The 6,473-nt window shown below is 40.0% G+C and carries 7 protein-coding genes and 1 pseudogene; 6 read left to right on the forward strand and 2 right to left on the reverse strand.

Features of this window, described 5'->3' with window-relative positions; genetic code table 11:
• A pseudogene (locus tag F8S12_RS14080) lies at positions 1-247 on the forward strand (IS701 family transposase); the annotation flags it as partial.
• A 194-nt stretch (positions 248-441) separates the two neighbouring features.
• On the opposite strand, the gene F8S12_RS14085 reads toward F8S12_RS14080, so the two are convergent.
• Positions 442-1,644, reverse strand: coding sequence for a hypothetical protein (locus F8S12_RS14085; protein ID WP_230968011.1), 1,203 nt, complete (start codon positions 1,642-1,644; stop codon positions 442-444).
• Positions 1,645-1,961: 317 nt separating this feature from the next.
• A complete protein-coding gene (locus F8S12_RS14090) occupies positions 1,962-2,483 on the reverse strand; it encodes a DUF2839 family protein (RefSeq protein WP_196516883.1) in 522 nt (173 codons plus the stop codon).
• A 124-nt stretch (positions 2,484-2,607) separates the two neighbouring features.
• Between F8S12_RS14090 and F8S12_RS14095 the strand changes: the two genes are divergently transcribed.
• The 5 genes from F8S12_RS14095 (at position 2,608) to F8S12_RS14115 (ending at position 6,262) form a co-directional block, all read left to right on the forward strand.
• On the forward strand, positions 2,608-3,363 hold the full coding sequence (locus F8S12_RS14095; RefSeq protein ID WP_196516884.1) for a ParA family protein: 756 nt from the start codon (positions 2,608-2,610) through the stop codon (positions 3,361-3,363).
• The gene (locus F8S12_RS14100) at positions 3,360-4,520 is read left to right on the forward strand and encodes a ParB/RepB/Spo0J family partition protein (protein ID WP_196516885.1); all 1,161 of its coding nucleotides are present in this window, start codon (positions 3,360-3,362) and stop codon (positions 4,518-4,520) included. Before F8S12_RS14095 ends, F8S12_RS14100 begins: the two co-directional genes overlap by 4 nt.
• 152 nt (positions 4,521-4,672) lie before the next feature.
• Complete coding sequence (locus F8S12_RS14105) at positions 4,673-4,912, forward strand: hypothetical protein (protein WP_196516886.1); 240 nt, start codon at positions 4,673-4,675, stop codon at positions 4,910-4,912.
• Complete coding sequence (locus tag F8S12_RS14110; RefSeq protein ID WP_196516887.1) at positions 4,909-5,298, forward strand: type II toxin-antitoxin system VapC family toxin; 390 nt, start codon at positions 4,909-4,911, stop codon at positions 5,296-5,298. The genes F8S12_RS14105 and F8S12_RS14110 overlap by 4 nt, the downstream gene beginning before the upstream one ends.
• 133 nt (positions 5,299-5,431) lie before the next feature.
• Entirely contained in the window at positions 5,432-6,262 is an 831-nt protein-coding gene (locus F8S12_RS14115) for a superfamily I DNA/RNA helicase (RefSeq protein ID WP_196516888.1), read from the forward strand.
• Positions 6,263-6,473 lie beyond the last annotated feature (211 nt).

Raw genomic sequence — 6,473 nt, forward strand, 5'->3', positions numbered from 1 at the left:
TTGGGGGATTGAATGCTACCACAGAGCGATTAAACAAGTATGTGGTATTGGTCGATTTATGGTGAGGACATCTGAGGCAATTAGAACTCACTTTTTTAGCGCAATTCGAGCTTTTACACAATTAGAATTAATGCGGGTAGAAGAGTTAATTGAAAATTGGTATGAACTCCAAAGAAATTTATCTCTTCAAGTAGCTCGTGACTTTATTTTAGAACACCTATCACAGAAGTTGGGATTTACTGCATAGTATCACTTTTCTGTCAATGCGTAAGTTCTATTGGAGTCGGAACTAGGGAGCGATTTTTATGTGCCTTTCAAGCTTTTTTATTCACTAAAACCAAATCAAACCGGATAAAGTTCCAACTCCGCAATAAGATTCGGTACTTTCTTCATTACTTTGCCCCTGGTGACAGCTTCCGTAACACTACCCCTAAATGTTAGCTATTTTAACTCTAATTTAGCGAAAATATTTGGCTGCTCTAAACTCACCACTTGAATCATAGACCCTGATAATATTGGCTGTTTTGGAGTCCATTTATAAATCCCATCATTAGTTGTTTTAGCTGCAATTACCTGAGCTTGTTTTGATTCAGATTTCAATTCAATTTGAATTTGACCAACTAAATTATCTCTCCACAAAATAAGATAAGGAATATTTGCTTTGATTGGGATATTATTTACAGGTTGACTGATAAAAATTTTTGCTTTTTCTTTGGAATTGCCTTTTTGACGAAATCCTAGATAATGCGGTAAATTGCTGGCAAATGGATTAGATTTTATATTAACAGGTTGCGGTACAATCAATGCTCCAGTATGGGGATTAGTAATTAATGTAGAACTTCCACCATCAATCGTGATAATATCGCCTTTTATTCCTATTTTTCGGAGTAATTCTGCTGCTTCATCTAACGTAGCCTGATTAACAGTTAATATTATAATTAATTCATTCCCAGGAAGACCATCTTTGTTTAAAGTTCCAATAACATGATATTTGTTCGCCAGATTTTTACCTAAAACTTTAGCTGGATGGTCGCTGTATTTGTAAGTTACAAGGGCATTTTTGACGCTTTTTTTATTCAGTGGATAACCTGATTCCGGCTCATAATCGGTAATGTAAGCACTTTTATGATTCCAAACTAGTGCTTTCAGTTTTATATTTTTATAGTAATCGTTTATTGCTTGCCTAGAAGGCCCGTATGGGCTACTTCCTGCTGTAATAATTTGACCATTCAGTTTTATTGGAAAAGCTAGTTGGGTGCTTGATTTATATTCTTCAAAAAAAGCACAGTTAATTAAAGAAAATGCTTTTTTACCATAAAGTAGATTATATTCATTCCAGATATTCTCAAAGGGTTTATTTTGGAAATAAGGGCTGTAATCATCAGCCTTATTTTGATAATACTTACCTTGTTTAATTCCCATATCATCTATCTCACCAATAATTTGATCTATCTGAATCTTTCGCAAATCTATTATTTGAAGATAGGCTTGATTATCATTTGGCAGGGAAGTTTTGTATAATCCTGCTCCTTCAATAACATCAAGGGGATAATATGTATTCGGTGGCGTAAAGGCTTCAGCCTTATGAATAATTATATGAACACTCAAAAATAATATACATATCAATAAAAGTTTCTTGATCATGCTACAAGACTCCTAGTTTTTACTTGGAAGTTACTCTTGCCTAAACTCAAATACAGAGCGGCTCTTATTTTAATTGTGGTTGATGGTAGCACAACAGGCACACTGCGGGCAGGCGATCGCGTTTTTTGGATGTCGTTTTTTGAGGGTTAGACGACATGGGGTAAAAAGCGCCTACAGTAGAGTATTCAGCCCCAAATCAACCACAATCACTGTATTACGCTGTTTTACTTTTGCCGATGATCCTAACGTGCTGCCCTTTCCTTGCTGCTGCTTCACTGGAAGAAAGGAAAAGTAGCAATAAACGGGCATGAAAAATCTTAGATATGGTTAGCAATATGTTGTAAACCTAACCTATCTTCCTCATAAGGCATTATATGAATTGGTACAACCAATTCTTTATGAATCGGATGTGCTGTAAAAAACCTTTTTGACCAATTAGCTTTTACATCTATGCCTTTAGGAAGTGCTTCTATTACTCCGTCCACTTTACTCTCTTCCAGGGTATAAATCTCCAGCGTGATCATAGTTTCTCGCATAATTATCGGCAGATTGGCAGCGACATTGACATGAGTAATAGAGAACTGTAAAGGGATAAAATTTATTGCTAACCTGCCAAATTTAGCATCCTCAATTACTTTTAAGTCTTTTAGTTCCAGGGCTGTAAAGTGAAAAGGTTCTTCTCCTATTTGTGCGGACACCTCTAACCCAAAATCAGGTATAAAAGTGGATGGCAACAGCGCATCGTTCTTTTTCTTAGCAATCTGGATTGCCTGCTTTACCGTTGCTGATGTACCGTAGGTATCACCTAAAATCTGTTTGCGTCGTTTTGCTTCTCCCATTCGGCTATAACCTATATCATCACAATTTTAAATAAAACAGCAGCCTCGGACAAAAATAAACAGTACCGATTGCCCGATCAACAGTTATCTTTAATTGTAACGGGGCAGGTAAACAAACTCACTTATGAGCCGAATCATCGCAGTTTTTAATCAGGCGGGAGGTGTTGCCAAAACCACCCTTACCCAAAACTTGGGCTACCAAATAGCGCAATTGGGTCATCGCGTCCTGCTCATCGACATAGACCCCCAAGCCAGCTTAACCATTTTTATGGGCTTGGTTCCAAGAGACATAGAGCAAACCGTCAACAATGCCATTGTGGATGAACAACCCCTGCCAATACATGAGGGAATTCATGGTATGGATTTAGCCCCTGCCAAAATCTCTCTGAGTACGGCAGAAATGCAATTGGTTAGTGCTTCCATGCGCGATTTCCGCCTGAAAGAAGCCATTGAGCCAATCCAAGAGAATTACGATTTCATCCTCATAGATTGCCCTCCCAGCTTAGGGCTACTAAGTTACATCTCCCTTGTAGCTGCCACTCATGTTCTCGTTCCCCTAGAAACCCATTTCAAAGCCTTTGAGGGAACAGGCGAATTACTAAAAACGGTCGCTACAGTACGTAACAAACCAAACCGCAAATTGCAAATAGCCGGATTTGTGCCGACAAAATACGATGCCCGTAACTCCCAGGACACTCGTACCCTAGCAGCCATTACTGAACAACTAGCCAGCGCCGGAACTGTCTTTGCCCCCATTCCTCGCTCCACTGCTTTTGTTGATGCTTCAGAGGAACGAATGCCCCTTGCAGTTTACGATCCTAAACACCCATCTGTTGCCATCTTAAAAAAAATAGCCCTTAGCATAGAATCCTTAAAATGAGACGCACTACTAAAGCCAGTCAACCCCTCAAAAGCAAAATTGATGTACCTTGGGACACCACAGGCGTTATTAATGCCGATTCTCAAGTGTCTATACCAATAGACCAGATTTCTCTGCCGCCTAATCAACCGCGTCGTTACTTTGATTCTGAAGCATTAAAGCAGTTAACTGAATCCATCAAGCAGCATGGCATACTGCAACCCATTTTAGTACGCCCCCTTGATGGAGAAAAACACGAATTAGTAGCAGGAGAGCGGCGCTATCGTGCTGCCTTAAGTATTGGATTGAAAGAAGTCCCCGTCGTCATCAGAGAATTAGACGACAACGCAGCTTTTCAACTTGCGCTCATAGAAAACTTACTTCGAGAAGACCTTAACCCAGTCGAGGAAACCGAAGGGATTTTGCAACTGCTGGCTCTCAAACTAGGTCGAAACGTTGAGGAGATTCCGCCGTTACTGCGCCGCTTGCAACACGAACGCAAAGAAGCGGCTAATTCTTCCAATAACGTTATTGGAAAAACAGAATTAGACTCAGAGCAAGCTGACAATCAGGTGATTGTCAAAGATGAAGATGAAAATTTTTATGCTCATAATAATGTTATTGGGAAGGATGGAGATGAAAATTTAGACGCTGACAATAAGGTGATTGTCAACGAGGAATCCGAGAAATTAGACTCTTCCAATAACGTTATTGGAAAAGATGGAGACGATAAGGAGTCAGACTCGCCCCTTGTAAACCCAGACCTAAAAACTGTTGAATCTGTGTTTGAAGGTTTGGGTTTAATGACCTGGGAATCATTCGCCAACAACCGCCTACCACTGCTAAACCTTCCAGAAGACATCCTTTCAGCACTACGCAAAGGAACACTGGAGTACACCAAAGCTAGAGCGATCGCCCAGATTCAGAAATTAGATGAGCGCATTGCCTTTTTAGAACAAGCTATTGCCAACAACTGGTCTTTAAGCGAAATCAGACAGCGCATTAGTGAAAAGAAAACTCCAGCCTCTACCCCAAACACCGAGTCGAACAATTACAAAGAGCGTTTTACTGCTGCGACTACCAAACTAAGAAAATCACGCATTTGGTCAGACCCGAAGAAGCGCAAACAGATAGAGAAACTACTTGCACAACTGGAAACGCTGACAAATGTTGAGTAAGCTCAGGTTGCCACTGCTCCCCGGTTCTCTCGAAATCATGACTTACGCAAGTTACGGCTAAAAAGTCAGGGGAGCGAAAGCGCCATAATAAAAAAACTAGAGAAAGTAAGATCCGTTTCTCTTTTTCTCCATTAAGAAATAGGAGTAGTAAGATGGAAGCTCACAAAATAGAAGCTGTTTTAACTGAAGATGGAACTTTGATGCTACGGGGCTTACCTTTTCATGCTGGGGATGCTGTGGAGGTGATTATTCTGTCAGCTAAAACTCCACAACTTCAAGGAGCAGCGCCTAGCCAACCAGAAACAAATCTTTATCCAATGCGCGGTAAAGTAATCCGTTACGATGACCCAACAGAACCCGTTGCCTTAGAAGATTGGGAAGTTTTGCAATGATCATACTTGATACACACATCTTGGTTTGGTGGGTTGACGATAACTCCAGACTAACTACAAAGTATCGGGAGTGGATAGAAGAATATCAATCTGAGGGTTTGGGAGTAAGTATTGTTTCTTGTTGGGAAGTCGCCAAATTAGTCGAAAAAAAACGACTGGTTTTTTCTTGTTCAGTTAATGAATGGCTAGAAACAGCTTTGGCTTATCCCGGAGTACAGCTATTAAATTTAACCCTGCCCATAGTAGTTGATTCAACTCAATTAAACGGATTTCATAGTGACCCTTTTGACCAAATTATTGTAGCTACAGCCAGAAATTATGGGTGTCCAATGTTAACTGTTGACGCGAAAATCCTTAACTATTCTGGTGTGGAAACGCTTTCATAACGTTTTAAGCAACTATAATTGTGAAAACTGTTGTGGAAGACTGCTGACTACTGCGGTATGTTTGCGACAAACGACAAAAAATATTAAGTTAAGGAGAGTACCAGTTAGTGCAGTCTCTCCTACAAGTGTTCCCATGCTAGAGTCAGAAAAACTTATCCAGATAGTACAAACCTGGTTAGGCTACATCAGGTTAGAGGAACTGACTCAAGCTGAGGTCGAGCGTTCTTCAGATATTTATTCAAAAGTAGTAGATAAGGGAGTGCAGCTTGTTGGCAACAAGTTACTCTTAGATAGCGAAGTATTTACGCAATTCCAGCAACAGCAACAAGCAGCCAAGAGAGGCAACAAAAATGATGTTCAGATGGCTGTTGCTTTCCCACAAATCTATAGAATCAACGGCAAGGGCAAAGACCAAAAGCTGAAATACCTGCCTTTATTCACAATTGATATTTCACCCATCTTTAAAGGTAATTACCGCAAATCTGGCTGGGACTTGACCGAGTACGAGTTTCAGCCAGTGGTTGTTAATTTGATGCGGCTGTATGGGCTAGAGGAGGAGCAAACCGAATCACTGATTGTTGCGTCAGGAATTGGAAAATTTTTAGAAGATACATTTAAAGGAAGATTCCCAACGCTTCGAGACTTTCTTGAACTGGTGGACTTACCCGAAGGAAAATACAAAACCTCTCGGCAACCTTATTTGCTACGCTGCGACTTTACACCCTATAACGCCCTTCTCAAGCAAGACATACAGGAAATATTCAAGGAGCTTCAACAACCTGACTGTAATAGCGAATGGCTAACTGAAACTCACCCAGCCATGCAGTACTTATGGGGAGAGCCACAATCACCTAGACATGAGGTGATGTTTTGGGGGGAGCAATGCGATTTTGTGAGGTCGGACAAAAAAAGTGCGATCGCTAAAAATTATATTCAAGTACGGAGTGATTTTATTTACAAATAAAATATTGATTCGCAGGAGAATTCATCTTGATGAGATATCTCAAAAAGATTGCTAGTAAGTCATTTGACGATTATTTCCCAAAATATCTGTAACAAGCCTTTGATATTTAGTATCAATTACAGCAACCAATAGCTAAAGATGAGAACGCAAGTATAAAATTAATCAAGCAGTTTGAGGTTTAATAAAGGAATTAAAGATAGAAATACAAAAA

The sequence above is a fragment of the Nostoc sp. WHI genome (assembly GCF_015714725.1).
GTDB lineage: Bacteria > Cyanobacteriota > Cyanobacteriia > Cyanobacteriales > Nostocaceae > Nostoc.